The organism is Streptomyces sp. NPDC001880, assembly GCF_053594575.1.
Genome location: NZ_JBSFET010000059.1, coordinates 1 through 25,477, shown reverse-complemented (window position 1 = coordinate 25,477; position 25,477 = coordinate 1). Strand labels below are relative to the sequence as shown.

Here is a 25,477-nt window from a genome sequence, read left to right as displayed (position 1 = left end):
CGGAACCCGATGCAGCACGTGACCGATGGGCGTCCATCACGTGAACTGACCTATTTACAAAGGGGTTTGAGCGTTCGAGGCTGGCATATTCCTGCGTATGCCGACTTGCCGTCCCCGCCTGCGCGCGGGCTCGCTCGCCGCGCTGCTCACCGTCGCCGCAGTCTGCGCCGGTGACGCCGTGGCGCGCGTCTTCCCGTTCGGGCCGCACACGCGCAGCGTCAACGACCTGGGCAATCAGTTCGTGCCGTTCCACGCCCGGCTGTGGGACCTGCTGCACCAGAACGCCGACGGCGGGCTGCTGCTCAACTGGTCCTCCGGGTACGGGACGAGCTTCCTGCCGGATCTCGGCACCTATCTGACCAGCCCGTTCGCCCTGCTCGTCGGGGTCTTCCCGCGCGACCGGATCGATCTCGCGGTCTATGTGGTGACGGTATGGAAAATGGCGTCGGCGGCGGCGCTGATGACCCTGTTCCTGCTGACGCTGCGCGGCGGGCGCCGGTGGGCGGCCGGGGCGCTCGGCGCCTCGTACGCACTGTGCGGCTGGTCGGTCGCCGAGGCCTCGTACAACCCGATGTGGCTGGACGGGCTGGTCGCCCTGCCGCTGCTCTGCCTGGTCGCCGAGTGGGCCCGTACGGGACGGCACCGGATCGCCGGGCCGCTGCTCGTCGCGGTGGTGTGGGCGGCCAACTTCTACACGGCGTACATGGCGACGCTCGGTGCCGCCCTGGTGCTGGCCGTCCGGCTGTTCACCGAGCGGGACGACCGGCGGGCGGTGGTCCGGGGGCTGGTGCGGGCCGTCTGCACGGTCGGGGTGGGTGTCGGGCTGTCGGCGCCCGTCCTGCTCCCCGTCTACCTGGGCACCAAGCACGCCTACCCGGGCTGGGAGCGTGCGTTCGCGCCCGCCGCCTGGCCCGATGTGCTCGCCCGGCTGCTGCCCGCCACGTACAGCTTCTTCACCCCGGCCCTCTTCCTCGGCACCGGCACCCTGCTGCTGGCCTGTGTGCTGGTCTTCCAGCGGTCCGTGCCGGGGCGCGAGCGGTGGGCGTGGGCGGGGCTGGTGGCCGGGGTCGCGCTGTCCTTGCAGTGGGGCCCCACGCATCTGCTCTGGCATGCCTTCGCCACGCCCAACGGGAGTCCGTACCGGCAGACGTTCGTGCCGGCCGGGCTGGTGGTGATCGCCGCCTGGGTCTCGGTCTCGTACGGCCGGCCGGGGCGGCGGGCGCTGCTCGGCGGGGTCGCGGTGCTGGTGCTGCTCGCGGCCGGGGCCGGCTTCAGCGACCTGGTCACCGGGTGGACGTATCCGCTGTTCGCGGTGGGCCTGGTGGCCGCGGCCTGCGCTCTGGTGCTGGTCGGGCGGGGCCGGAGGCTCTCGGCACTGGCCGCCGTGCTGCTGATCGGCGCACAGGCCGGGCAGGCCGCCGCGAGCACCGCGTACTTCGACCGGCAGCGGCTGAACCGGCTCGACGACTACGCGCCCTGGGGCGAACGGCAGCGGACCTGGGCGGCCGTGGTCGCCGGCGCCGACGGCTGGCCGGACCATCGCACGGACCCCGGCCGGGAACAGACCACCGCGAACGATCCGCTGCTGGTGGGCGGGCAGGGCGGCGCGTACTACAGCAGCCACACGCCCGCCGTGCTGACCCGCACGATGCGTGCGCTCGGCGGTGGGTGGACATCGAACGGCCGGGCCGTGCAGAGCCTCGACAACCCGGTCACGGACGCGGTCTTCTCGGTCGGCGCGCGGGTGCGCGGCCCGCGCGATCCGCACCAGAGGGCGAACGTCCCGGACGACCGGCCGGTGACGGTGAGCCGTGCCGAGGCTCCGCCGCTGGTGACGGTGCGGCAGGAGGGCGGGCCGGTGCCGTACGGCCGTTCACCGTTCCGGAACCAGGAGCAGCTGCTCGGCTCGCGGGTCTACACGGTCCCCACGACAGTGCTGCGGACGGCGGACGGCGGCGCGGTGGCCGACAAGGGGGCGTACGACTACCGGGTGGGGCGGGGCACGTACACGCTGAGCGCCGCCTGCCCGGCGGGCACCGAGGCGTATCTGTGGTCGCCCGACATGTTCGGCCGGGCACGGCTCGGCGACGGCCCCGAGGTCGAGTTCAAGGGGCAGCTGCCGGCCAGGCGTGCCCCGATGCAGCATCTGGGCACGGTCGGCGGGGCCGGGAGCGTGCGGGTCACGCTGTCCCCGGTGCGCGCCGGGACCGTGCCGCACCGGGCGATCGGCTGTCTGGACCGGGCCCGGCTGTCCTCGGCGGTCGCCGGTCTGAAGCGCACCGGCGCGACCGCCGTCCGCGTCACCGGCCACGGCGTCCGCGCCGAACTGCCGCCCGGTACCACCGGAACGGTGGTGATCGCCACGCCCCGGATCGCGGGCTGGAGCTGCCGGGGCCGCCCCGCGGACAGCTATCTGGGCCTGGTCGCCACCCCGGCCCCGGCCGACGGCACGACGGTCGACTGCACGTTCCGGCCCCCGGGTCTGCGTGCGGGCGCGGTGGCCGGGGCGGGCGCGCTGGCCGTCCTCGTACTCGGCGGGCCGGTCCTCGCGTACCGGCGACGGGGCGCGGGGACCGGGCGGCCCGGTCCCGACCGCTCGCCGCAGCACGCAGACACCCGGCAGCCCGTGGACGCCTGACCGGGCCGACAGCCTCTCAGCCGCCCCGCACCTCCACCTGGCGGTCGAGCCGGCGGCGCAGCTCCACCGGCAGGGGGTGGTGGGGCCCGTAGGCCCGCTCGGCGTCGTACAGCAGTGCCTGGAGCTGTACGCGCGCCGTCACATGGTCGCCCAGCGCGAGCAGCAGGTGCGCGATGCGGTTGCGGATCTCGAAGCAGCGGGCCGGGTCGCCGCCCGTGCCGCGGTGGTTCTCGTAGTACGGGAGGACCGCGCGGTACTCCGCGAGCGCGGCGGCCGGTTCGCCGAGCTGCTCCAGGCACTGGGCCGCGTCGTAGCGGAACTGGAGCGTCTGCGCGTCGGCCGGACCGGCCTCCGCCGCGCGGTCGTCGGCGAGGCGGCGCAGTTCGGGCAGGGCGCGGCGGTACTGGCCGTCGTCCATCAGCGTCGCCGCGTACTGCTTGCGCAGGATGCGGACCACGGCGGAGTCCTCGCCGTGCTGGTCGGCGGCGACCGGGAGGATCGAGCCGAGGATGTCCACGGCCTGGGTGATCCGGCCCTCGCCGAGCAGCTTCTTGACGTCGTCGACGGCGGCGGCCACATCGGGCCGGGCCGCGGGGGCGGGCGGGGCCTGCGGCGGGGGCGGGGCGGCGGCCCGGTCGGGCCACGGGGCGTGCGGGCGCAGGAACGGGCGGGTCGGGTCGAGCGGTCCGACGGAGAGCCCGGTGCCCGGTGAGGGGAGCAGCGGGGCGAGGTGTTCGTACACCTCCTGGGCGCCGGACGGGCGGTGCTGCGGGTCCTTGGCCAGCAGCCGCAGCACCAGTGCTTCGAGCGGCTCGGGGATGTCGGGCCTGATCCGGCGGACCGGGACCGGCGGCTCGTAGAGGTGGCGGTGCAGCACCCCGAGAGCGGTGGACCCGGCGAACGGCACCTCGCCGCTGAGCAGTTCGTGGAGGAGCACGCCGAGGGCGTACAGATCGGTGTACGGGCCGACGGCGCCGCCCATCGCCTGCTCGGGGGCCATGTAGGCCGGGGAGCCGATCGGTGAACCGGTGTGGGTGAGCCGGGTGGTGTCGGTGTCCAGGACGGAGGCGACGCCCAGGTCGAGGACGGTGACGGTGCCGTCCGGGCGCACCATCACATTGCGGGGCTTGAGGTCGCGATGGACGATCGGCACCGCGTGCACGGCGCACAGGACGGCGCAGAGCTGGGCGGCGACCGCGACGGACCACTGCCAGGGGTACGGGTCGTGCTCGGCTAGATGGTCGGAGAGGTCGGCGCCCTCGACGTACTGCATGACGAGGAACAGGTCGTCGCCGTCGCTGCCCGCGTCATGGACGGTGACCAGGCCGGGGTGGTCGACCTGGGCGGTGACCCGGCACTCGCGGACGAAGCGGCGGCGCAGCTCACCCGCGGCCTCGCTGCCGATGGGGCCGGTGACCCGGTCGGGGCGGAGCAGCTTCACCGCGACGCGGCGGTCCAGGCGCTGGTCGTAGGCCGTCCAGACCTGGCCCATGCCGCCCTGGCCGAGGATGGTCGCCAGTTGGTACCGCCCGCCGATGAGTCGTCCGCTCACCGGCCCTCCTCCTTGCGGAGGTAGTCGCTCAGCTCGTCGAGCTCGGCGCGGATCTGGTCGATGCGGTGGGGCTGGTGCTGAGGGTTCGGCTGGTGCTGAGGGTGCGACTGGTACTGAGGGCGCGACTGGTACTGAGGGTGCGACTGGTACTGAGAGTTCGGCTGGGGCGCGGGGGAAGGCTGAGGCTGCTGTGCCGCTTGTATCGGTGGCGCAGGGGCGGGAGTGGGCATCGAAGCGGGCAGGGGCGTGGGGCCGGGGGCGGACATCCGCATCGGCACCGTGGGCGCGTACCCGTACCCATAGCCGTATCCGTGGCCGTATCCCGGCACCGGGGCCCCTTGGCCACCCGTCCGATGCTGCTTCGAGAGCCCGTTGTAGTGGCGAACGTCCGCGACCAGGTAGTACGCGATCGAGCCCGCCATCGTCACCAGCAGCAGCGGGATGAGGACGTTGTCGATGCCGGTCGGCTCGTCGCTGCCGTCCCGGCCGAGAATCGGCAGGAGCACACAGACGAAGACGAACCCGGCTCCGGTCAGCCACCAGTCGGACGCCCGGCGGCGCACGATCGCGAGCCGGAGCAGCGGGCTCCACAGCAGCAGTCCGAGCGAGCCCACCGAGAGCAGGACGAAGAGCACGCGCATCGAGACGATCCAGGCCCGGCTGGGAACCCGGCGCGGCGGCGTCGGCGGATGACCCGGGGCGTACATGGCTGCTCCTGGAGACCTGGTCGTTGAACATCCGCGCACACGCTCCGTGCACGCAGACTTGAGCGTAAGGGGCGACTGCGACAACCGGCCCCGGGTTGTACGAATCTGCTGTGGTTCACCTCACCCCGGCGCGACCGTGCCGTCCGTCAGCCCGTCGTACATCCCCTGGACGAGCTGCCCGCCGAGCCGGCCGGCCAGCCTCAGGGCGTCCTCGAACTCGGCCAGGGCACGGAACCGTTGGCCGTAGCGCTGCTGCTCGGCGAGCGGAAGCCGCGGCAGTTGGAGGCGGCGGGCGTCCAGCCGGGTGGCGGTGGAGGCATAGCTGCTGGCCTGGCGGTTGTTGGCGGTGCCGCGCAGGAAGCCGGCCAGGAACCAGGGGTCGAGGGCGGCCGGATCGGGGCGCAGCAGCTGGAGGTTGCGGCCCAGCGCGGCGCCCGCGGTGGCGTCGTCGACGACGCGGGCGACGGAGCCGCCGCCGAGCACGGGCACGACGACGTCGCCCGGTTCGACGAGTACCGGCTCCTCGGCGGGCCCGTCGACGGGCAGGCTTCCCGAAGGGGCGGTGGAGCCGAGGACGTCGTGTTCGGTGAGGACGGGCCCCGGGCCGGTGCCGGAGCCGCCGGTGCGGAGCTGGAGGGCTCCGGCGCGGGCGAGTTCACCGACGGTGGTGAGGGGCCAGTGGGCCGGTTCGGAAGGGGTCACGGCCGAGGGGGTGAGGGTGCCGGTGAGGCCGAGCGTCTCGGTGAGCCGTTCCCGTACGCGGATCAGCTCGGCGGGTCCGCCCGCGGCGGCCGGCGGTGGCAGATGGCGGGCGGGGGCCAGGTCCACGTCGTCGTCGAGGAGTTCGATGACGGGTACGGCGCGGCCCGCGCCGGGGCGGGGCTCGGCCGGGTGGCCGGCGTCCTCGAAGGACCGCCAGGCGTCGAGCACGGCGCCGTGCACCGCCTGCCAGTCGATCCGGTCGCGCCCGCCGGCGGGGGCGGCCGGAGCCGGGCCCACCGAAGGCGATTCGGCGGGTTCGGCGGTGTCGACGAGCAGCAGTTCGGGCGAGGGATGCAGGCCGCTGCCGGGCCTGCGGAGCACCCAGAGATGGAGTGGAATGCCGTACGGGGGTGCGGCGCCGGCCGGGAGTGCGATGACGGCGCGCAGGGCGCCGCGGCGCAGCAGGTCGGCGCGGATCCGGCGGCCGGAGCGGCGCGAGGCGGCGGCCGGGGGCATCAGCAGTACGGCGGTGCCGCCCTCGCGCAGATGGGCCAGGGCATGCTGGACCCAGGCGAGCTCGGACTCGGTACGGGCCGGGAAGCCGTACTCCCAGCGCGGGTCGTAGGCGAGCTCGTCGTGTCCCCAGTTGCGTTCGTTGAACGGCGGGTGGCAGAGCACGGCGTCGGCCGCGAGCTGCGCAAAGGCGTCGGCGCGCAGGGTGTCGGCGGTCCGTGCCGCCAGGGCGCAGCCGGTGTCGGTGTGCAGGGCGAGTCGCAGCGCGGTGAGCGCGGCGAGGTCGGGGTCGCTCTCCTGGGCGTACAGGGCGGCCGGGCGGCCGACGGCGCGCAGCAGGGCGCCGGTGCCCGCGGCCGGGTCGAGGACCGTGCGGGCGGGCCGCTCCCCCGTCTGCACGAGGGCGGCCATCAGTTCGGCGAGTCCGGGCGGGGTGAGGGTGTACTGGCGTGGGTTGGCGTCCAGTTGACGGCCGAGCAGGAACTCGAAGGTCTCCTGGATCCCGGTCCCGGCGGCGAGTTCGGCGGCGGCGCGGAGCAGCGGAACGGACGGGAGCAGTTCGGCGGGGCTCGGGGCGTGTACGGCCCGCCCGGCTTCCGCCGCCGGTCCGAAGCGGGTGGTGAGCACCTTGTCGACGGCGAGGGAGAGCACTTTGGCCATCCCTTCGTCCGACACGGCAGTGATCTCCGGCCAGGTATTGGGGGCAGTCCGCAGGAGCAGCAGGGCGCAGCCCGTGTGGACCAGGGCGGGGACCGCGCCGGCGGGGTGGCCGGCGAGCTGCTGCCAGACCCGCTCGCGCAGCGGGACCTCGGCGAGTTTCCCCTGGTCGCGGAGCCACTGCTCGACCTCGGACAGGGCGAAGGACGGGCTCGTCTCGGTGCCGCCGACGGGTTTGGGGAAGTCGGCGTGGCGGCGGCGCCAGTTGCTGACCGCGGCACGCCCCACCCCCGCCAGCCGTGCGATCCCGGCCGCGGTCACCTCTGTCGAGTTCTCCGGCACTGACTGTCTCCCTGGTCCTGGCGCTCGTCCCGGTACTGGCTTGTCGGCGAGCATACCGACCCGGTTCGCACGACATCGATTCACAGCGTGCATCACCCCCTCCACCATGATGCCTGTTGACTCGGTTCACACGCTCTGCTCTTATTGACTCGTCGCTGCACGAAGGCGATACATCGATCCGCTCACCACTCATCTCTGCTTTTGCCGGAGGGCACAGCCATGTCCCAGTTCACGCAGCCGCCGCAGTCCCCGCAGCCCCAGCAGCCGTACACCCCCGCCCAGATGCCGGGCGTGCGCCCGGCGCGCAACGGACTGGGCATCGCCGCCCTCGTCCTGGGTGTCATCGGCGCCGTGTCCGGACTGATCCCGTTCCTGTTCTGGATGGCGGGCATCCTCGGCCTCATCGCCCTGGTCCTGGGCCTGGCCGGCCGGGGCCGCGCAAAGCGCGGCGAGGCCACCAACAAGGGGGTGACCACCTTCGGCGCCGTGCTCGGCCTGGTCTCGCTGATCCTCGCAGTGGTGGGTGCGGTGATCACGTTCAAGGCCGTGGACGACGCCGTGAACGACCTCAACAAGGCAGTGTCGGACACCACGGCCTCCGCGAAGCCGAAGCCCGGCGGGGACTCCGCCAAGGGCGGCGCGGACAAGAAGGGCACCGGCGAGGCGCTGGAGGCCGGCGACTCGGCCGTGTACGACGACGATCTGACGGTCACGGTCGGCGACGCCGCCTCGTACACCCCGGACGCCTACGCCGCCGGGCACACCAAGGGCAACAAGGCCTACCGGGTCGACGTCGTGATCGAGAACGCGGGCAAGGAGAAGTTCGACTCCTCGCTCGTCAGCGTCGCGGCGCGGGCCGGCCAGGACGGTGTGGACGCCGAGCAGATCTTCGACGACAAGGTCGGCGCGGGCTTCAGCGGCACGGTCCTGCCGGGCAAGAAGGTCACGGTCCAGTTCGCCTTCGACGCCCCGACGGACACCAAGAACCTGACGGTCGAGGTCAACCCCGGCTTTACGTACGACGCCTCTCAGTGGGACCTGAAGCTCTGACTCTCGCCCCTCGGGCCGACGGACCGGAGCCGCCCACCATGCGCCTTCTCGCCCGCGCCTCGGCAGCCCCTGCTGAGGCTGAGCCTGGCCCCGTCCCACCCGCACGGCGCACCGGGACACGACACCGACCGCACCGCCCCCATGACCGTCGAATTCTCCGCATTCAACAAGCCGTTCAGGGCGAACAAGCCGACATCCTGAACCCCTGAGCGCCCCGGGCCACAGAACCCGCCCCACCCCGGGGCGGGCTTTCGTGCACCCCGGACTTTCCGGTCACCCGCCGCACTGCTCCAGCATCGCCTTCTTGTCGGCGGCGGTGACCGGCAGCTCGTACTTCAGGGACACCTGCGCGAACCGCACCGCGTACGAGCAGCGGACCGGCTTGTACGGCGGCAGCCAGGAAGCCGGCCCCGAATCGCGCTTGGCGTTGTTGGCCGGCCCGTCCACCGGGATGAGATTGAGCGGGTCGTTGGCGATCTGCTGCCGCTTGGCCTCGTTCCAGCGCGAGGCGCCCATCTGCCAGTCGTACGAGAGCGGCATGACGTGGTCGATCTGCACCTTGGTGGCCTGCTGCTTGCGCCAGTCGATGGTGGAGCCGGTATACGGGTCCTTGAGGGTCATCGACACGACCACACAGTCCGAACCGGACCGGAACTTCACGTCCTTGCCGTCCCTGGCGAGGAGGTCGTTACGGGTGTCGCAGCCGTTCCTCGCGAGCGGTATCCCGTCGACCGAGTCCTTCCACGCGTAGCCGAACTTGTCGCGCGCGTAGCCCGTCTTCGGCCCGCGCCCCTTCGTCGCCACCTTCTCGATGACCTTCCGCCCCGCAGCCCGGTCCGCCTCGGACGTGAGCGGCGCGAGCCCCGGCTTCGTACCGTCGGCGTTGTCGAGCGGGCTGGCCCCGAACCCGGTGACGGCCTGTCCGCCGCGATCCCCCTCGGGGGACGAGGACGAGGACTCGGGGTCGCAGCCGGCCAGGGCCAGCACCGCCGCCACACTGAGGGCGGGCAGGGCCACTTGGTGCACACGGGGAGCTATCACGCGAAGCCGTCCTGACGGGGAGAAAGCCGAACCTGGGCATCCTACGGATTCCCTCTCCACGCGGGCATGCACATGCCGATGGCCTGGGGGATTGCGGCGTGAATCACACCGACCGGGCCGCCGGACCACTCAACGCACATGCGTGTAAGTTATCTAAATGCACGATTCCGGTCCCCGGCTCGAACGGGTGGCCCGGGAGGCTGCGGGTTGATGGCTCCAGCGCTTCCTCCTGCGGTGCTCACTCGGCCGTGAACTCGTACTGCAGCTCGTACAGATGCCCTGCTTTGACCATGACGGTCGCCTCGATGGGCCGACCGTTGTTGCTGTAGACGACACGCAGGGTGCGGAGCACGGGAAGGTCACCGGGCAACCGCAGGGCCTGGTACTGCTCCTGCGTGGGGATCCGGGCAGAGACCCGGTCCACACTGAGGCATGGCGGGTAGCCCAGTTCGGCAAGGAGTGCCGGCGTGCCACCGGGGATCTTCCGGCGTGCCTCCATCGCCGTGCCCCGGGTGATCTCCAGCGGGTAGTACGAGGCGACGAGTTCGGCGGGCTCGTCGTCGATCGCGAGAAGTTGCCGCCGCAGGAACGCGGTGCCGCCCTCCGGGAGCCCGAGAACCTCGGCGACGTCCGCGGGCGGTCGGCTCTCTGCGACCTCAAGGAGTGTGCTGTGCGTCCGTGATCCACCCTTGGCGATCTCGGTCAGCCAGCGGTAGGGCTCGCCCGGACCCGCCGGAGCCATGCACGAGGCCGGACGGACGGTTCGCTGCCGGTGTTCGCGGACCGTCACGGCGGCGCCCGCCCTGCCGATCACCAACTGTTCTTCCTTGAGCAGTTGCAGCGCCTTCTGCACCGTCGCGTTCGAGGCACTGAAGCGTGCCTTGAGGTGCGCCGTGGATGGCAGAGCCGCCCCGGGCGCGAGATCCCCGCCCATGATCTGGTCTCTGAGATCGGCGGCGATCCGTTCGTGCAGTGAACGACGGTCGGCGGCTTCCGCTTCGGGTCTGGGCACGGTCATCCGATCCTGATCTCGTATCGCAGTTTCTGACGTCGTGGCGGCATCGCCATCACATCGACCTGAATGGGCCGGTCCGCCCCGTCGAGGGTGAGCCGGGTCAGTTGCAGCACGGGTTCACCGGCCGTCAGCCGCAGTTGCTCACACTCGTGATCGGTCGCCGACCGCGCGGTCACGTCCTCGCGCACGCGAACACCGACATGCCCCAGGTCCGCCAGCAGCCGGATCGCCCCGCCACGGATCTTGGCGGTCCCTGCGAGTCCGGTGCCGGACGCGATGTCCAGCGGGTAGTACGTGTCCGTCAACTCGCAGGGTTCGCCATCGAGGTACATGATCCTGCGCCGGGCGATGACGCACTGCCCGACCGGAGTCCCCAGCAGCTCCGCGACCGATTCCGGCGGCTCCATCTCGCCCGCCCGGACGATCCGCTGGCTTCCCCGGCGGCCTTCCGCCGCAGCCTCCGCCGCCCACGCGTCGCCGCCGGTACCGCCAGACCTCGCGAGGTACGGCACCGAGGTGCCCACCCATTCACCGCTGCCCATACCGCCTCTCCCCTCGCCACCCGTGTGCCGGTCTGTCGCATCACACCGTAGGCGAGCCGCACTCACCCCCACCAAACTTTGCCGCTTTTCGCGAATAGCAGTACAGTCACCGTCACGTTACAGCCCGTGAGCAAGGCGGTGAATCACCGTGTACCTGTCGGAACAGCGACGCTTCCCCCGCAGACGCACGTCAGTTGGGGCCTCACGCGACTTCGTCACCGGCGTCCTCGTCGAGTGGGAGCTGCAGCCTCTGATCGAGGACATAAAGCTGTGCGTCTCGGAACTCGCCACCAACGCGTTGCTGCACGGCGTACCGCCGGGGCGCGAGTTCTGCGTCGGCCTTCACCAAGGGGAGGAACTGGTGCGCCTGGAAGTCCGTGACAGCGGGCCCGGACAGCCGGTGGTCCGGCGTCCCGACCACGGCGCGTGCTCGGGGCGCGGGTTACAGCTCGTGAACGAGCTCGCCGACGGCTTCGGAGTCGACGATCACGTCGTCGGCAAGACCGTGTGGCTCGTCTTCAAGACGCCCGTCGCCACCCTCACGCCGTGAGGAACCCGGCCCCGCCGCACGCGCGACGGGGCCGGGGACACGAGGCGTTCCGGGGTCACGACCCCAGGATCGTCGTGAGGAACTCCCCTGTCCACGCCAGCAGTTCGCGCCCCACGACCGGCTTGCCGCCCACCTTGGCGGTGGTGGGGCGGGGGACCAGGATCTGGTGGACGGCGGGCTTGATGACCGTTCTCGGGTAGAGGCGCCCCAGGCGGAGCTCCTGCGATTCGCGCAGTTCCACCGGGGCGAACCGGATGTTCGGGCCCTGGAGGACGATCTCACCGACGCCGCAGGCGCGGGCCAGCATGCGCAGGCCGGCGACCAGGAGGAGGTTCTCGACCGGTTCGGGGAGCTTGCCGTAGCGGTCGGTGAGTTCCTCGCGGACGGCCTTGATGTCGTCCTCCGTACTGGCGGACGCGATGGCGCGGTACGCCTGGAGGCGCAGCCGCTCGCCGGGGGCGTAGTCGTGGGGGACGTGGGCGTCGACGGGGAGCTCGATCTTGACCTCCAGGGGCGGTTCCTCCTCCACGCCGCCTTCGAGGGAGGCCCGGTAGTCGGCGACCGCCTCGCCCACCATGCGTACGTACAGGTCGAATCCGACGCCCGCGATGTGGCCGGACTGCTCGCCGCCCAGGAGGTTGCCGGCGCCGCGGATCTCCAGGTCCTTCATCGCCACGTACATGCCCGCGCCCATCTCGGTGTGCTGGGCGATCGTGGCCAGGCGCTCGTGGGCCGTCTCGGTGAGCGGCTTCTCCGGGGGGTAGAGGAAGTACGCGTAGCCGCGCTCGCGGCCCCGGCCGACGCGGCCGCGCAGCTGGTGGAGCTGGGAGAGGCCGAAGTTGTCGCCGCGCTCCACGATCAGGGTGTTGGCGTTGGAGATGTCGATGCCGGACTCGACGATCGTCGTGGAGACCAGGACGTCGAACTTCTTCTCCCAGAAGTCCACCACCACCTGTTCCAGGGCCTGTTCGGACATCTGGCCGTGGGCCGTCGCGATACGGGCCTCCGGAACGATCTCGCGAAGGCGGGCGGCGGCGCGGTCGATCGACTCGACGCGGTTGTGGATGTAGAACGCCTGGCCCTCGCGGAGCAGTTCGCGGCGGATGGCCGCTCCGATCTGCTTCTCCTCGTACGGGCCGACGAAGGTGAGGACCGGGTGGCGCTCCTCGGGGGGCGTGGTGATCGTCGACATCTCACGGATGCCGGTCACGGCCATTTCGAGCGTACGGGGGATCGGCGTCGCGGACATGGTGAGGACGTCCACGTTGGCGCGGAGCTTCTTCAGCTGCTCCTTGTGCTCGACGCCGAAGCGCTGTTCCTCGTCGACGATGACCAGGCCCAGGTCCTTGAACCTCGTCTCGGAGGAGAAGAGGCGGTGGGTGCCGATGACCAGGTCGACGGAGCCCTCGCGGAGCCCTTCGAGCGTCGACTTGGACTCGGCCTCGGACTGGAAGCGGCTCAACGCCCTCACGCTGACCGGGAATTGGGAGTAGCGCTCGGTGAACGTGCCGTAGTGCTGCTGGACCAGGAGGGTGGTGGGGACGAGCACGGCGACCTGCTTGCCGTCCTGGACCGCCTTGAAAGCCGCCCGGACCGCGATCTCCGTCTTGCCGTAGCCGACGTCGCCGCAGATCAGCCGGTCCATCGGGACGGACTTCTCCATGTCCTCCTTGACCTCGGCGATGGTGGAGAGCTGGTCGGGCGTCTCCGCGTACGGGAAGGCGTCCTCCAGCTCGCGCTGCCAGGGGGTGTCGGGGCCGAAGGTGTGGCCGGGGGCCGCCATCCGGGCCGAGTAGAGCTTGATCAGGTCGGCGGCGATCTCCTTGACGGCCTTCTTGGCGCGCGCCTTGGTCTTCGTCCAGTCGGCGCCGCCGAGCCGGTGCAGGGTGGGCGCCTCGCCGCCGACGTACTTGGTGACTTGTTCCAGCTGGTCGGTCGGGATGTAGAGGCGGTCGCCGGGCTGGCCGCGCTTGGCGGGGGCGTACTCGACGAGGAGGTACTCGCGGGTGGCGCCCTGCACGGTGCGCTGCACCATCTCGATGTAGCGGCCCACACCGTGCTGTTCGTGGACGATGTAGTCGCCGGTCTCCAGCGTCAGCGGGTCGATCGTCTTGCGGCGGCGGGCCGGCATCCGGCCCAGGTCCTTGGTGGCGGTGCGCTGGCCGGTGAGGTCCGTCTCGGTGAGCACGGCGAGCTTCAGCGCCGGGTCGACGAAGCCGTGGTCGATCGCTCCGCAGGAGACGTGGACGACGGACGGGGAGATCTCCGCCAGGTCCGGGTCGAGGCGGGCGGCGATGCCCTCGCCGCTCAGCACCTCGACGGTGCGGGCGGCCAGGCCCTGGCCCTCGGTGACGTACACCGTGCGCCAGCCGTCGGCGAGCCGGCCCTTGGTGTCGGCGAACGCGCGGGCGGTGTCGCCGCGGTACGCCTCCGGGGCGTGCATGCCGAGCCCCAGTGTGTCCTCGTCCTGGTCGGCGTCCTCGGCGGCGAACGGGGAGACCGACCACCACATCATCTCCAGCTCGCGGGCCCGGTCCCGGATGTCCGCGATGCCCCACAGCGAGGCCGCGCCGACATCGATCGGGGCCTCGCCTCCGCCCGCGGTGGCCGCCCAGGAGGCCTGGAGGAACTCCTGGCTGGTGGCGACCAGGTCGGCGGCCCTGGTGCGGACCCGCTCCGGGTCGCAGACCAGCGCCATCGAGCCCTTCGGCAGCACGTCGAGCAGCAGCTCCATGTCGTCGACGAGGACCGGGGCGAGGGATTCCATGCCCTCCACCGCGATCCCCTCGGCGATCTTGCCGAGCAGCTCGCCCAGCTCCGGGTGCTGTTCGGCGAGGGCGGCGGCCCGCTCCCGCACCTCGTCGGTGAGCAGCAGCTCGCGGCAGGGCGGCGCCCACAGCCCGTGCTCGGCGATCTCCAGCGACCGCTGGTCGGCAATCTTGAAGTAGCGGATCTCCTCGACGTCGTCGCCCCAGAATTCCACCCGAAGGGGGTGCTCCTCGGTCGGCGGGAAGACGTCCAGGATGCCGCCGCGCACGGCGAACTCGCCACGCTTCTCCACCAGCTCGACCCGGGCGTACGCGGCCGCCGCGAGCGCGTCGACGGTCTTGCCGAGATCGGCGCTCTGTCCGATGCGCAGCGCTACGGGTTCCAGGTCGCCGAGCCCCTTGACCTGCGGCTGGAGCACGGAGCGGATCGGCGCGACGACGACGGAGACCGGGCCGATCTCCGGGTCGTCCGCGCTCGGGTGCGCCAGGCGCCGCAGCACGGCGAGGCGGCGGCCCACGGTGTCCGAACGGGGCGAGAGCCGCTCGTGGGGCAGGGTCTCCCAGGACGGGAACTCGGCGATCGTGTCCGGCGGCAGCAGGGTGCGCAGCGCGGCCGCCAGGTCCTCGGCCTCCCGGCCGGTCGCGGTGACGGCGAGCACGGTCCGCCCGGTCTCGCGGGCCAGCGCGGCAACGGCGAAGGGACGGGCGGCGGGCGGGCCGACCAGGTCGACGTGCATCCGGTGGCCGTCGCCGGCGGCCTTCACCGCTTCGGAGAGTGCCGGGTCACGTACGACGACATCCAGCAGACCGTGCAGGCTCATGAAGGGCTTCCGTCCGGGTAACGAGGGCGAGGTCCGGCAGCCGGCTGCTGCCAGGGGCAACACAAAATGCGACGCGAAGGGCAACGCGAAGCGCCCGACACGTACCGGGGTGGCTTCTGGGTCAGGCCGGATCAGGGAGCGCGGGCCGGTGCGTGCAGCTGCAGGGCGGACGAGGGAGCCCACGCGCAGCGCAGGCGTCCGACGACAACGCCGCAGATATGCCGGCCCTCGCGAGCCCGGCATGATCCAGAAGCCACCCCCAGGCGTACCGGGGGGTTCCCAGCGTACGACTCCGGTGCGACAGCCGCGTCCGCGTTCCGGCCCGGCGGGGTGTCCCGGGGGCGTCCCGGACGCACGAATCCGGCCCCGGGGTGTTTGGAGGCACACCCCGGGGCCGGATCAGGTCATCCTAACGTCGGCCGTCGAAGACCCTAATCCGTGGCGATCGCGCTCAGGACGTTCATCCTGCCCGCCCGGAACGCCGGGACCAGTGCGGCGAACAGGCCCACGAAGGCCGAGGCGACGAACACCGTGAGGATCGTCGGCCACGGGATCTCCAGGACGCCGAGCCCCTCCAGGGCCAGCAGCTTCTGGGCCGCGGTGCCCCAGCCCATGCCCAGGCCGAGGCCGAGCAGGGCCCCGAAGACCGCGATGACCACCGACTCCAGGCGGATCATCCGGCGCAGCTGGCGGCGGGAGAGGCCGATGGCGCGCATCAGGCCGATCTCGCGGGTCCGCTCGACCACCGACAGGGCCAGGGTGTTCACCACGCCGAGGACGGCGACGATGATCGCGAGTGCCAGCAGGCCGTAGACGATGTTCAGGAGCTGGCCGATCTGGTCCTGGAGCTGCTCCTTGAAGTCGGCCTGGTTCTTCACCTCGTACTGCGGGTACTTGGCCAGGGCTCTCTTGAGGGCGGCGTACGCCTCCTTCTCCTTGCCGTCCGCGGCCTTCGCGAACATGATCATGTTCTGCGGCAGGGCGTCGGCGGGGATGTACCGAGCGGCGGTCGTGATGTCGACGTACATCGCGCCCTTGTCGATGTTCACGTCGTCCGAGGTGATCGCGGCGACCTTCAGCTTCGCGGTCTCGCCACCCTTGAAGGCGACGGTGATCCGGTCACCGACCTTGACGTGGTGCTTGGTGGCGTACGTCTCGCCGACCGACATGGCGTCCTTGCCGTACGCGGCGGCCAGCTCGCCGGAGACCGTCTCACGGCGGACGTCGTCCTTGTACGAGGGGTCGGCGGCGACCAGGCCCTCGTTCTCGGTGGTGCCGTCGGGGGCGGTCAGGCGAGCACCCACGACCTTGTACTCGGTGAGGTGCTCGATGTCCGGCACGGTCTTCAGGGCCTTCGCCGCCTGGTCGACGATGGGCGCGCCGTCGCCGCCGGCCGGCTGGACGATGAAGTCCGCGCCGACGGACTTGTCGAGTTCCTCTTCGGCCGAGGCGACCATGGAGGAGCCGACGACCGAGAGGCAGGCGACCAGGGCGAGGCCGACCATGAGCGCGGCGCCGGTCGCTCCGGTGCGGCGCGGGTTGCGCAGCGCATTGCGTTCGGCGAGCCGTCCCACGGGGCCGAACATCCGCAGCATGACCGCGCTCAGCACCCGGACCACGAAGCCGGCCAGCAGCGGGCCGATCACGATGAAGCCGATCAGGGTGAAAAGCACGCCCGCGCCGAGGAGGGGCGAGCCCTCGCTCGCCTTGTCGGCCCTGGTCGCGGCGAGCAGCGCGGCGCCGCCGGCCAGTGTGAGGACCAGGCCGAGCGCGGCCCGGACCCGGCCCGCGCGGCCGTCCGCCGGGGTGCCGGACTCGCGCAGGGCGGCCATCGGGGAGACCTTTCCGGCCCGGCGGGCCGGGAAGTACGCGGCGACGACGGTGACGACGATGCCGAGCACGAGGCCGACCACGGGGGTCGTCCAGGCGACGGTGAGGTCCTCGGTGGAGAGCTCCATGCCCATGGCGCCCATGAGCTTCATCAGGCCGACGGCGAGACCGACGCCCGCGCCCACGCCGAGGAGCGAGCCGACGACGCCGAGGAACAGCGCCTCGATCAGCACGGACCGATTGACCTGCTTGCGGCTGGAGCCGATGGCCCGCATCAGGCCGATCTCACGGGTGCGCTGGGCGACCAGCATCGAGAAGGTGTTGACGATCAGGAAGATGCCGACGAGGAGGGCGATCCCGGCGAAGCCGAGCATCGCGTACTTCATGACGTCGAGGAAGGAGCCCATCGAGTCCTTGCTGGACGCCGCCGACTCCTCCTGCGTCCGGAGCTCGTACGCGGAGGTGTCGCCCAGTGCCGTGGCAACGTTCTTCTTCAACTGCTCGTCGGACACGCCCGCTTCGGCGGTGACGGAGATCGCGCTGAAGGCATCGGGCCCGCCGAGCAGCTTGGTCTGCGCGGTGTCGGTGTCGAAGTAGACGACGGCGGCGCCGGGGTTGGTGACCTTGAAGGTGGCGATGCCGCTGATCCGCGCCAAGATGTCGCCGTTGGCGGTGATGGTGCGCAGTTCGTCGCCGAGCTTCAGGTGGTGCTTCTCGACGGTGTCGGCGTCGACCATGACCTCGGTCGGGCCGCGCGGTGCGTGGCCGGAGGAGATCTCCATCGAACGCAGCGCGTTCCTGGTCCAGTTGCCCGCGATCGTCGGGCCGCCCGAGGTCGAGCCCATGTTCTTGTCATGGCGGTCGACGACGGTGACGGACGCACTGGAGACGACGCCCTCGGCCGCCTTCGCGCCGGTGGCCTCCGCGGCCTGCCCGACGGCGGACGCGGGGACCGTGACGGGCTTGCCGTTGCCCGGGAGCCGGTCGTCCTTCTCGGGCGCCTTCGGGACGACCGTGACATCGGCGGCGGTCGCGGCGAAGAGCTTGTCGAACGTGGTGTTCATGGTGTCGGTGAAGACGAGCGTGCCGCACACGAACGCCACCGACAGCAGGACCGCGACGGCGGAGAGCGCCATGCGTCCCTTGTGGGCGAAGAAGTTCCGCCTCGATGTCTTCCAGACGGTCATGACGTCCGCCCGCGCGAGTCGAAGTCCTTCATCCGGTCGAGGACCTGGTCGGCCGTGGGGTCCAGCATCTCGTCGACGATGCGCCCGTCGGCGAGGTACAGCACCCGGTCCGCGTAGGAGGCGGCGACCGGGTCGTGGGTGACCATGACGATGGTCTGGCCCAGCTCGTCGACCGACCTGCGCAGGAAGCTCAGCACCTCGGCACCGGCCCGCGAGTCCAGGTTCCCGGTGGGCTCGTCGCCGAAGATGATCTCGGGCCGGGCGGCGAGCGCCCGTGCCACCGCGACGCGCTGCTGCTGGCCGCCGGAGAGCTCGGTGGGCCGGTGCTTCAGCCGCTCGGCGAGACCGACGGTCTCCACGACCTGCCGCAGCCAGGCGGCGTCGGGCCTGCGGCCCGCGATGTCCATCGGCAGCGTGATGTTCTCCAGCGCGTTGAGCGTGGGGAGCAGGTTGAAGGCCTGGAAGATGAAGCCGATCCGGTCCCGGCGCAGCTGGGTGAGCTTCTTGTCCTTGAGCCCGGTGATCTCGGTCTCGTCGAGGAAGATCTGCCCCGAGCTCACGGTGTCCAGGCCGGCCAGGCAGTGCATCAGGGTCGACTTGCCGGAGCCGGACGGGCCCATGATCGCCGTGAACTGCCCGCGGGCGATGTCCACATCGACATGGTCGAGCGCGACGACCCGGGTCTCCCCGGCCCCGTACGCCTTGACGACCTGCCGCGCTCGCGCAGCCACGGCCGTACGCCCACCCGCCGCCCGACCGCCTCCCCTCGTCGAGGCGCTACGCACCGCACCTTCCCCTTCGCCCCCGTGCCCGGGAATGGTCACAGCCGTTGTCACGGTTTATCTCCTATGTCGGTCAGTGCTTGGAATGTGCTGGCGTACGCACAGAAGTCTGATGTCGGGAGCGGGTCCTGCGCACTGGTGCCCGGCGCAGTTTCCGGGTGGGGTTTCCCCCACCCCCGCCCCTGTGTCCCCCCGCGCCCCAGCGGGATTCAGCCGCTTTTCGCGATGTAGGAATACGGTAAGGAACGGGCCCCCGCCGCCACGTCCTCCGCCGGGAGGAAGCACCCCCGGCCAGAAGTAAGGAGCTCCCCCTAAGGGTCTCGACCCCTGGGTGGAGGACCTTGTCAGGGACTGGACCCAGGGGTGCGGCGGCCGTCGCCGCACGGCCGCGTTCCGGAGCGCACCCCACGCCCGGCCGCCACCTCCCATGCACGGGGCCTCACGCAACTGAGCCATTACCGTGGGTAATTCAGGCCACCCTCTCCCCAACTGCCGTACTCACGAGTAATGTTCGCGCTTCCGACCGCACCAGCACTCCTGCCTTGCCGTCCAGACCAGGACCCGAGCCACGCAAGGAGCAGCACCCCGATGTCGCACGGAAACACGCCCCCGTCCCTTCACCACCCCGACTATCTGCTCCCCTGGCAGAGCTCGGAACGGACATCGCCCGACCCGCCGCCGGACCCGGCCGGCGCCCCCGCACCCGCCCCCGGCCGCCACAGCGATCTGCGCCGGCTGCGCACCGCGTACCGGCTGCTGCGGCGCGTCGCGGCACTGACCGCGCTCGGCTACTTCGTGGTCTTCCTGCTGCTCTCCGGATTCGCCAAGGAACTGCTGGACACCGAACTGTTCGGCGGTCTCAACATCGGCCTGGTGCTGGGGCTCTGCCAGCTCCCCGTGACCCTGGTCGCGATCGTCGTGTACGAGCGGACCGCGCGGCGCACGGTCGACCCGCTCGCCGCCCGGATCCGAAGAGCGGGAGCGGCCCGGTGAACGGATTCAACAACTCCGCCCAGTCGATGTCCCTGGTGGTCTTCCTCGCCGTGGGCACCGTTGCACTGCTGCTCTGTGTGATGACCGGCCCGGACCGCGACGACCTCGACGAGTTCTACACCGGCTCCCGCACGCTCTCGCCCATGCAGAACGGCCTCGCCCTCGCGGGCGACTACCTCTCCGCGGCCACGGTGCTCGGCACCACCGGCATCATCGCCCTCACCGGCTACGACGGGATGATCCTCGCCCTGAGCATCACTCTCTCGCTCGTCCTGCTGATGTTCCTGCTCGCCGAACCACTGCGCAACGCGGGCGGGTTCACCATGGGCGATGTGCTGGTGCGCCGCGCCCCCGGCCGCGCGGTCCGCATCACCGCCTGCGCGGCCACCCTCGCCGCACTCGTCCCGATGATGATCGTCCAGCTCGCCAGCAGCGGCGATCTGCTCGCCTTCATCCTCGGCTTCGACACCTCGGGGTTCCGCACCGGCGCCATCATCGGGCTCGGCACCCTGATGATCGGCTACGCGGCCATCGGCGGCATGAAGGGCACCTCGCTGATCCAGATCGTGAAGACGGTGGTCCTCTTCGTGGCCGCCCTCACCATCGCCGTACTGATCATGAACCGGTTCGGCTGGAACACGGACTCGCTGCTCTCGGCCGCCCGGCAGAGCAGCGGAGCGGGCGCCGAGTACCTGCGCTCGGGGCTCCAGTTCGACGGCAGCGGACTGGACATGGTCAGCTCCGAACTGACCGTGGTGCTCGGCGCCGCCTGCCTGCCGCATGTCGCCATGCGGATGTCGGGCGCCCGCTCCACGCAGGCCGTCCGGCGCTCGATGTCCTGGGCGGTCGGCGTGGTCGCGGCGATCTGCCTGCTGCTCGTCGTGATCGGCTTCGGCGCGGGGGCCCTCGTCGGCCACGAGGTCATCACCGGCGCCGGGGCGTCCGGGAACAGCGCGATCCTCCAGATCAGCGGAGAGGTCGCGAACGGTACGCAGATGGGGGCCCTGATCATCACGACGATGACGACGGCGATCTTCCTCACCCTGCTCGCCTCGGTCGCCGGAATGATCCTGTCCTGCGCCAACTCCCTCGCCCACGACCTCTTCGCGCACGGCCTGCACGGGGTGCGCGACCCCGACCGCAAGCCGCTGCCCGGCCTGTCCGAGATGCGTACGGCACAGATCTCGGCGATCGTCGTCGGACTGCTCACCACCGTTCTCGCCGTCATCGCCAGGCACTGGAACGTACAGGCGCTGGCGACGCTCTCGTTCTGTGTCGGCGCGTCCGCGTTCGCCCCGGCGCTCATCTACAGCATGTTCTGGCGGCGCTTCACCCGCACCGGACTGCTCTGCACTCTCATCGTCGGCACCCTCACCACGCTGGCGCTGATCACCGGCACCAATCTGGTCTCCGGCTCACCCGCCTCGGTCTTCCCCGACCACGACTTCAACTGGTTCCCGTACACCACCACCGGGCTCGTCTCCATCCCGGCCGGATTCCTGGCGGGCTGGCTGGGAACGGTGCTCCCCCGCCACACCGCCCCCGCGGCACGCCGGCTCTACCAGAGCGAGGAGCCCCGGATCCTGGCGGGTGTGCAACCGGCGCCCCGGCGCTGAACACGGCAGCCGGGCAGCGGCCTTTACGGCGCGCGGGGGCCCACCCCCTGCGCGCCGGTCAGGAGTTGCGCCACAGCTGGGCCGGCTCCGAGGGGTTGCACGCCGCCGACTGGAAGCCGATGCTGCTGAACATCTGGAGGCAGACGCCCTCGGCGACGTTCACCAGGGTGTGACCGCTCGACGTCTTGGTCCCGATCCGCCAGATCTGGGATTCGGAGGAGTTGCAGGTCTCGGCCGACAGCCCTGCGTAGCCGTTCAGCCTGAGGCAGTTGCCGGTGCCCTGGCCGACGAGCTTGAACCTGCCGTCGGAGGTGGGCTTGTACGTCCACTTGTAGTAGAGGGTGGCCCCGTTGTGCGCAGGCTCGCCGCACACCGAGTTCATGAGCATGGAGCCGCTGTACGGGGAGGCGGACTCGCCCAGGCACCGCTTGTTGGACGCGTTCTTGAGGTAGTACTGCCCCGAGGGTGCCGGGACCTGTCCCCCGCCCGAGCCGGAGCTCGAACCGGAGCTCGAACCGGAGCCGCCCGAGGTCTGGGAACCGCCGGATGCGGAGCCCGAACCGGAACCCGAGCCGCCGCCCGAGGGGTCGGAACCACCGCCGTCACCGGCTCCACCCACATCACCGGCACCGTCGGTGCCGGCAGAACCGGAGCCCCCGGCTCCGCCAGCTCCACCCTTCCCGTCCTCGCCGCCCTTGGACTTGTCGGCGGAGCCGCCCGGCGAGGCGGAGCCCGATCCGGGCCTGGAACCGGGCGAGCGGGAGGGCGACTTCGCGGGATCCGAGGAACCACCACCCGCCGCCGATCCGGACGGCCCGACGGTGATCGACGGCGCCGCGGCATCGGAGTCCGCATCGGACCGGCCCATCTGGTACGGCCCGAGTGCCAGGGTCAGCGTCGTGCCCGTGGCCACCACGACGGGGATCACGACGAGCAGCACCCGCGGGCGGCGCCTGCGCGGTTTCTCGGGGACGGCGCCGGTCGTCCCGACGTCCGGCAGGGAAGGCACCACGGCGGGGGCGGACTCCTCCGCCCCCGCCGGTTCGGGCTCCTCGGGCGGCGGCGGGTTCGCCGCGAACGCCGCCCGCTCGGTGATCCGGTCCGTCACGGCCGGCGGCCACGGCGCAGTGACCGCGGCGGGCACCCGTTCGTCGGCGATCTCGAAGATCTCGGCGGCCGTCGGCCGGTCCGCGGCGTTCTTGGCGAGACAGGACTCGACCAGGGCGGCCAGGGCCGGATCGAGGTCCGGCAGACGCCCGAGGTCGGGTTCGGTGTGCACGATGCGGTAGAACAGGCCCGGGCCCGACCCGTCGCCGAACGGCGGGCGGCAGTTCGCCGCGAAGAGCAGCAGGCCGGCCAGCGCGAACACATCCGCCGCACCCGTCAGATCCCGCTCGGCCAGGGCCTGTTCGGGAGCCATGTAGGCGGGTGTCCCGATGACCATCCCGGTCCTGGTCACCCTGGACTGGTCGGCCGCGCGGGCCACTCCGAAGTCGATCAGGGTCACACCGTCGAGCGTCAGCATGACGTTGGAGGGCTTCAGGTCCCGGTGCACCATCCCCGCCGCGTGCACCGCCCGCAGACCGCCGGCCGCGTCGCGCAGCAGCCGCCACAGGCTGTCCGCGGGCAGCGGGCCCTCGTTCAGCCGCAGCGCGTCGCTCAGGGTGATGCCGGGGATGTACTCCGTGGCGAACCACGGCGGCTGCGCCGTGCGGTCACTGGCCAGCAGCCGGGCGCTGACCCCGGACGGCAGCTTGGCGAGATTGTCGAGCTCGTGCCCGAAGTGGGACAGGAAGTCCTTGTCCGCTGCCAGCACCGGCAGCACCTGCTTGACCGCCGCGTACCGCCCCGCCGACGCGCCGAGATAGACCCGCCCCATCCCGCCGGTACCCAGAATCCCGAGCAGTCTGAAGGCGCCGATCCGCCGGGGGTCGTCCGGCTCCGTCGGCTTGGCTCCGCTGCCCAGCAAAGGTGACTCTTTTTCAGCTCCCCCGCGCATGGCGCCAGATTAGCCCAGCCTCGAACGGGCGCACGACAATTCCTCGGCCACACAAGCGACTTGGGAGAGGAGCCGGCCGGATCAGTCCTCCGCCGGTGTCACCCGCCCGGTGAGCGCCGCGAGCGAATTGCGTACGTGCGCCATGTGCGCCTGCACCTCCTCGCGGCCCTCCTCGTGCTCCCGCACGATCCGCTCCGTCTCCCGGACCACCCGCTCCTCACGGACCCTGGCCTCCGCGATCAGCTCCGCGGCCCGCGCCTCGGCGTCCTCCTGGCCGTGCCGCGCGGCCTCCTCGGTCTCCGCCAGCGCCCGCCGCGCCTCGGCCAGGCGGGCCTCGGCCTGAGCGGTCAGCTCGTCGTGGTGCGCCGACTGGGCGGCCTCGGCATCGGCCACCTCACGCTCGGCCGTCTGCCACCGCTCGGCGTGCTCCTGCTCCTGGTGGGCGAGGACGCTCTCGGTGCGGCGGATCGTCTCGACCATCATGGACTCCGCCCGCTCCCGTACCTCCGTGGCCTCCTCGCGGGCCTCGGCGACGGTCGCGTCGGCGGTGCTCCTCGCCGCGGACAGCGCCTCGTCGGCGTAGGTCCCGGCCGCTGCCCGCATGGCCTCGGAGTCCGCCCGCGCCGAAGCCCGGATCCCGCGGCCTGCCTCCTGAGCCGCGTCCCACAGCTCCTGCGCCTCCTCCTGGGCGGCGCCCCGTACGGCCTCCCCCTCGCCCTCGGCGAGCGCCCGGATCTGCTGGGCCCGCTCGCTCAGCGACTCGTAGTTCTGCGGGGCGAGCGTGGCGACGACCTCGCTCAGCCGTACCGACTCCGCCGACGCCTCCTCCACCAGCGCGGTCAGCCGGGACACCTCGTCCAGCGCCGCGTCCCGCTCCGCCGTGAGCCCGGCCACCGCGCGGTCCACCTGCTCCGGGTGGTAGCCACGTCCCCGTCCGCCGACGAAGCCATGTGCGGACACCGGTGCAGAACTCATCCTTGAAGCCTCTTTCCGACTCTCCGACCATCAGCAATAGGTCAAGGATGCGGCAAATGGCACAGAAGTCGGAATCGACCAGCTGCTTTCCGGTCGGAAGCGACAGGCATCACAGACGACACGGGCAACACAGACAACACGCGGCACACAGCACGGTGCCCGGCCCCCTCGCGGGAGCCGGGCACCGTACGCAGAACCCGCCGAGTCAGATCAGCCCGTCCCACATCTGTTCGAGCAGCACGGACCACCAGCTCTCCGGCGACGCCAGCGCCGCCGCGTCCAGCGACACCAGCTGGGCCTGGAAGTCGACCGTCCAGCGGCCCGCCTGCTCCGGGTTGAGCCCGAAACGCAGCCGCCACATCCGGCCGAGCAGCGCCATCGAACGCTGGAACTCCGGCAGCCCGGTGTTCACGAACTGCGGCGCCACCGACTGACCGCCCGGCCCTGCCTCGACCGGCACGGCCACGATGTTCGCGGTCCCGTACTGGACACAGATCGCCCGCCCGAAGTCGGACCCCATGACGAGGTACGACCCCGCGTCGGGGGCGGCCTGCACCTGGCGCTGCGCGGCGAGCTCGGCCAGCGTCGGCACCACCGGCTGACCGGGCTGCGCCCAGAAGAACGGCCCGAAATCGGCGGGCAGCCCTGCCCACACCAGCGTGCGCGCCACGGTCTCGGGCACACCCTGACGGGAGACGGCACGCTGGTCGAAGCGGCAGATGCCCTGCGGCCCGAAGGTCTGCAGCAGTTCGTCCGCGATGGCCTCCGGCGGCACCGCCATCGCGGGCGGCATCTGCGGCAGCGGGGCGCGCACCGGCGCCGGACGGGCCGGGCCGTCCGCCACCTGGTGCAGCTCGCCCTGGTGGGTGAGCAGATGCTGCATGCCCTGCTGACGGCTGGCGTGGTCGGTGCCGTACGGGGCGACGCTGGTGATGCGTACCTGCGGCCAGGTCTCACGGATCATCCGCGCGCAGTAGCCACCGGGCAGCTCGCAGGACTCCAGCTCGGTGTGCAGCTCGATGACCTGCTGCGGCGGTACGTTCATCGCCCGCAGCTCGTGCAGCATCTGCCACTCGGGGTGCGGGGTGCCGGGTGCCGAGCGCGGCCCGGCAGCGGCAGACCCTGCGCCATCAGCATCGCGGGCCAGATCACCGCGTGGAAGCGGAGGATGTCCTTGCCCACCAGGTGCACATCGGC

Annotated in this window: 17 protein-coding genes and 1 pseudogene; 5 read left to right on the top strand and 13 right to left on the bottom strand. The window is 71.6% G+C overall.

Annotated features, from left to right (window positions below; translation table 11 throughout):
- Positions 1 to 97: 97 nt before the first annotated feature.
- Positions 98 to 2,638 carry a YfhO family protein gene (locus tag ACWCQ6_RS25825; RefSeq protein ID WP_451092997.1) on the top strand — a complete coding sequence of 847 codons (2,541 nt, stop codon included), beginning with the start codon at positions 98 to 100 and terminating at the stop codon, positions 2,636 to 2,638.
- A gap of 16 nt (positions 2,639 to 2,654) precedes the next feature.
- Here ACWCQ6_RS25825 and ACWCQ6_RS25820 read toward each other — a convergent pair whose 3' ends face one another.
- The 3 genes from ACWCQ6_RS25820 to ACWCQ6_RS25810 all read right to left on the bottom strand — a co-directional run bounded on the left by ACWCQ6_RS25820 (position 2,655) and on the right by ACWCQ6_RS25810 (position 7,111).
- On the bottom strand, positions 2,655 to 4,190 hold the full coding sequence (locus tag ACWCQ6_RS25820) for a protein kinase domain-containing protein (protein WP_451092995.1): 1,536 nt from the start codon (positions 4,188 to 4,190) through the stop codon (positions 2,655 to 2,657).
- Positions 4,187 to 4,897 carry a hypothetical protein gene (locus ACWCQ6_RS25815; protein WP_451092993.1) on the bottom strand — a complete coding sequence of 237 codons (711 nt, stop codon included), beginning with the start codon at positions 4,895 to 4,897 and terminating at the stop codon, positions 4,187 to 4,189. The genes ACWCQ6_RS25820 and ACWCQ6_RS25815 overlap by 4 nt, the downstream gene beginning before the upstream one ends.
- Before the next feature lie 120 nt (positions 4,898 to 5,017).
- Positions 5,018 to 7,111 (bottom strand): N-6 DNA methylase, encoded by a 2,094-nt coding sequence (locus ACWCQ6_RS25810; RefSeq protein WP_451092991.1) that lies wholly within the window; start codon positions 7,109 to 7,111, stop codon positions 5,018 to 5,020.
- 219 nt (positions 7,112 to 7,330) lie between these two features.
- Between ACWCQ6_RS25810 and ACWCQ6_RS25805 the strand changes: the two genes are divergently transcribed.
- Positions 7,331 to 8,161 carry a DUF4190 domain-containing protein gene (locus ACWCQ6_RS25805; RefSeq protein ID WP_451092989.1) on the top strand — a complete coding sequence of 277 codons (831 nt, stop codon included), beginning with the start codon at positions 7,331 to 7,333 and terminating at the stop codon, positions 8,159 to 8,161.
- Positions 8,162 to 8,434: 273 nt separating this feature from the next.
- Here ACWCQ6_RS25805 and ACWCQ6_RS25800 read toward each other — a convergent pair whose 3' ends face one another.
- The 3 genes from ACWCQ6_RS25800 to ACWCQ6_RS25790 all read right to left on the bottom strand — a co-directional run bounded on the left by ACWCQ6_RS25800 (position 8,435) and on the right by ACWCQ6_RS25790 (position 10,759).
- Entirely contained in the window at positions 8,435 to 9,202 is a 768-nt protein-coding gene (locus tag ACWCQ6_RS25800; RefSeq protein ID WP_451092987.1) for an HNH endonuclease family protein, read from the bottom strand.
- Between the two features lie 238 nt (positions 9,203 to 9,440).
- Positions 9,441 to 10,220, bottom strand: coding sequence for a GntR family transcriptional regulator (locus ACWCQ6_RS25795; RefSeq protein ID WP_451092985.1), 780 nt, complete (start codon positions 10,218 to 10,220; stop codon positions 9,441 to 9,443).
- Positions 10,217 to 10,759 (bottom strand): GntR family transcriptional regulator, encoded by a 543-nt coding sequence (locus ACWCQ6_RS25790; RefSeq protein WP_451092983.1) that lies wholly within the window; start codon positions 10,757 to 10,759, stop codon positions 10,217 to 10,219. The genes ACWCQ6_RS25795 and ACWCQ6_RS25790 overlap by 4 nt, the downstream gene beginning before the upstream one ends.
- A gap of 148 nt (positions 10,760 to 10,907) precedes the next feature.
- Here ACWCQ6_RS25790 and ACWCQ6_RS25785 point away from each other — a divergent pair, with 148 nt between their 5' ends.
- Positions 10,908 to 11,309 carry an ATP-binding protein gene (locus tag ACWCQ6_RS25785; protein WP_451092981.1) on the top strand — a complete coding sequence of 134 codons (402 nt, stop codon included), beginning with the start codon at positions 10,908 to 10,910 and terminating at the stop codon, positions 11,307 to 11,309.
- Between the two features lie 55 nt (positions 11,310 to 11,364).
- Here the strand turns inward: ACWCQ6_RS25785 and mfd are convergent, their stop codons facing one another.
- The 3 genes from mfd to ACWCQ6_RS25770 all read right to left on the bottom strand — a co-directional run bounded on the left by mfd (position 11,365) and on the right by ACWCQ6_RS25770 (position 18,751).
- Complete coding sequence (gene mfd, locus ACWCQ6_RS25780) at positions 11,365 to 14,898, bottom strand: transcription-repair coupling factor (RefSeq protein WP_451092979.1); 3,534 nt, start codon at positions 14,896 to 14,898, stop codon at positions 11,365 to 11,367.
- 431 nt (positions 14,899 to 15,329) lie between these two features.
- Positions 15,330 to 17,915, bottom strand: a complete 2,586-nt coding sequence (locus tag ACWCQ6_RS25775) for an ABC transporter permease (RefSeq protein ID WP_451092977.1) — start codon at positions 17,913 to 17,915, stop codon at positions 15,330 to 15,332.
- Positions 17,912 to 18,751 carry an ABC transporter ATP-binding protein gene (locus ACWCQ6_RS25770; RefSeq protein ID WP_451092975.1) on the bottom strand — a complete coding sequence of 280 codons (840 nt, stop codon included), beginning with the start codon at positions 18,749 to 18,751 and terminating at the stop codon, positions 17,912 to 17,914. Before ACWCQ6_RS25770 ends, ACWCQ6_RS25775 begins: the two co-directional genes overlap by 4 nt.
- 534 nt (positions 18,752 to 19,285) lie before the next feature.
- Here ACWCQ6_RS25770 and ACWCQ6_RS25765 point away from each other — a divergent pair.
- Together ACWCQ6_RS25765 and ACWCQ6_RS25760 are read left to right on the top strand one after the other, a co-directional pair.
- Entirely contained in the window at positions 19,286 to 19,690 is a 405-nt protein-coding gene (locus ACWCQ6_RS25765) for a DUF485 domain-containing protein (RefSeq protein WP_451092973.1), read from the top strand.
- On the top strand, positions 19,687 to 21,306 hold the full coding sequence (locus ACWCQ6_RS25760) for a sodium/solute symporter (protein WP_451092971.1): 1,620 nt from the start codon (positions 19,687 to 19,689) through the stop codon (positions 21,304 to 21,306). The genes ACWCQ6_RS25765 and ACWCQ6_RS25760 overlap by 4 nt, the downstream gene beginning before the upstream one ends.
- A 58-nt stretch (positions 21,307 to 21,364) precedes the next feature.
- Here the strand turns inward: ACWCQ6_RS25760 and ACWCQ6_RS25755 are convergent, their stop codons facing one another.
- The 4 genes and pseudogenes from ACWCQ6_RS25755 to ACWCQ6_RS25740 form a co-directional block, all read right to left on the bottom strand.
- Positions 21,365 to 23,275 (bottom strand): protein kinase domain-containing protein, encoded by a 1,911-nt coding sequence (locus ACWCQ6_RS25755; RefSeq protein ID WP_451092969.1) that lies wholly within the window; start codon positions 23,273 to 23,275, stop codon positions 21,365 to 21,367.
- Between the two features lie 111 nt (positions 23,276 to 23,386).
- Positions 23,387 to 24,280: a cellulose-binding protein gene (locus tag ACWCQ6_RS25750; RefSeq protein ID WP_451092967.1), complete on the bottom strand. Its 894-nt coding sequence runs from the start codon at positions 24,278 to 24,280 to the stop codon at positions 23,387 to 23,389.
- Between the two features lie 205 nt (positions 24,281 to 24,485).
- Positions 24,486 to 25,346 carry an SUKH-4 family immunity protein gene (locus ACWCQ6_RS25745; protein WP_451092965.1) on the bottom strand — a complete coding sequence of 287 codons (861 nt, stop codon included), beginning with the start codon at positions 25,344 to 25,346 and terminating at the stop codon, positions 24,486 to 24,488.
- A gap of 35 nt (positions 25,347 to 25,381) precedes the next feature.
- Positions 25,382 to 25,477, bottom strand: a pseudogene (locus tag ACWCQ6_RS25740) (class I tRNA ligase family protein); the annotation flags it as partial.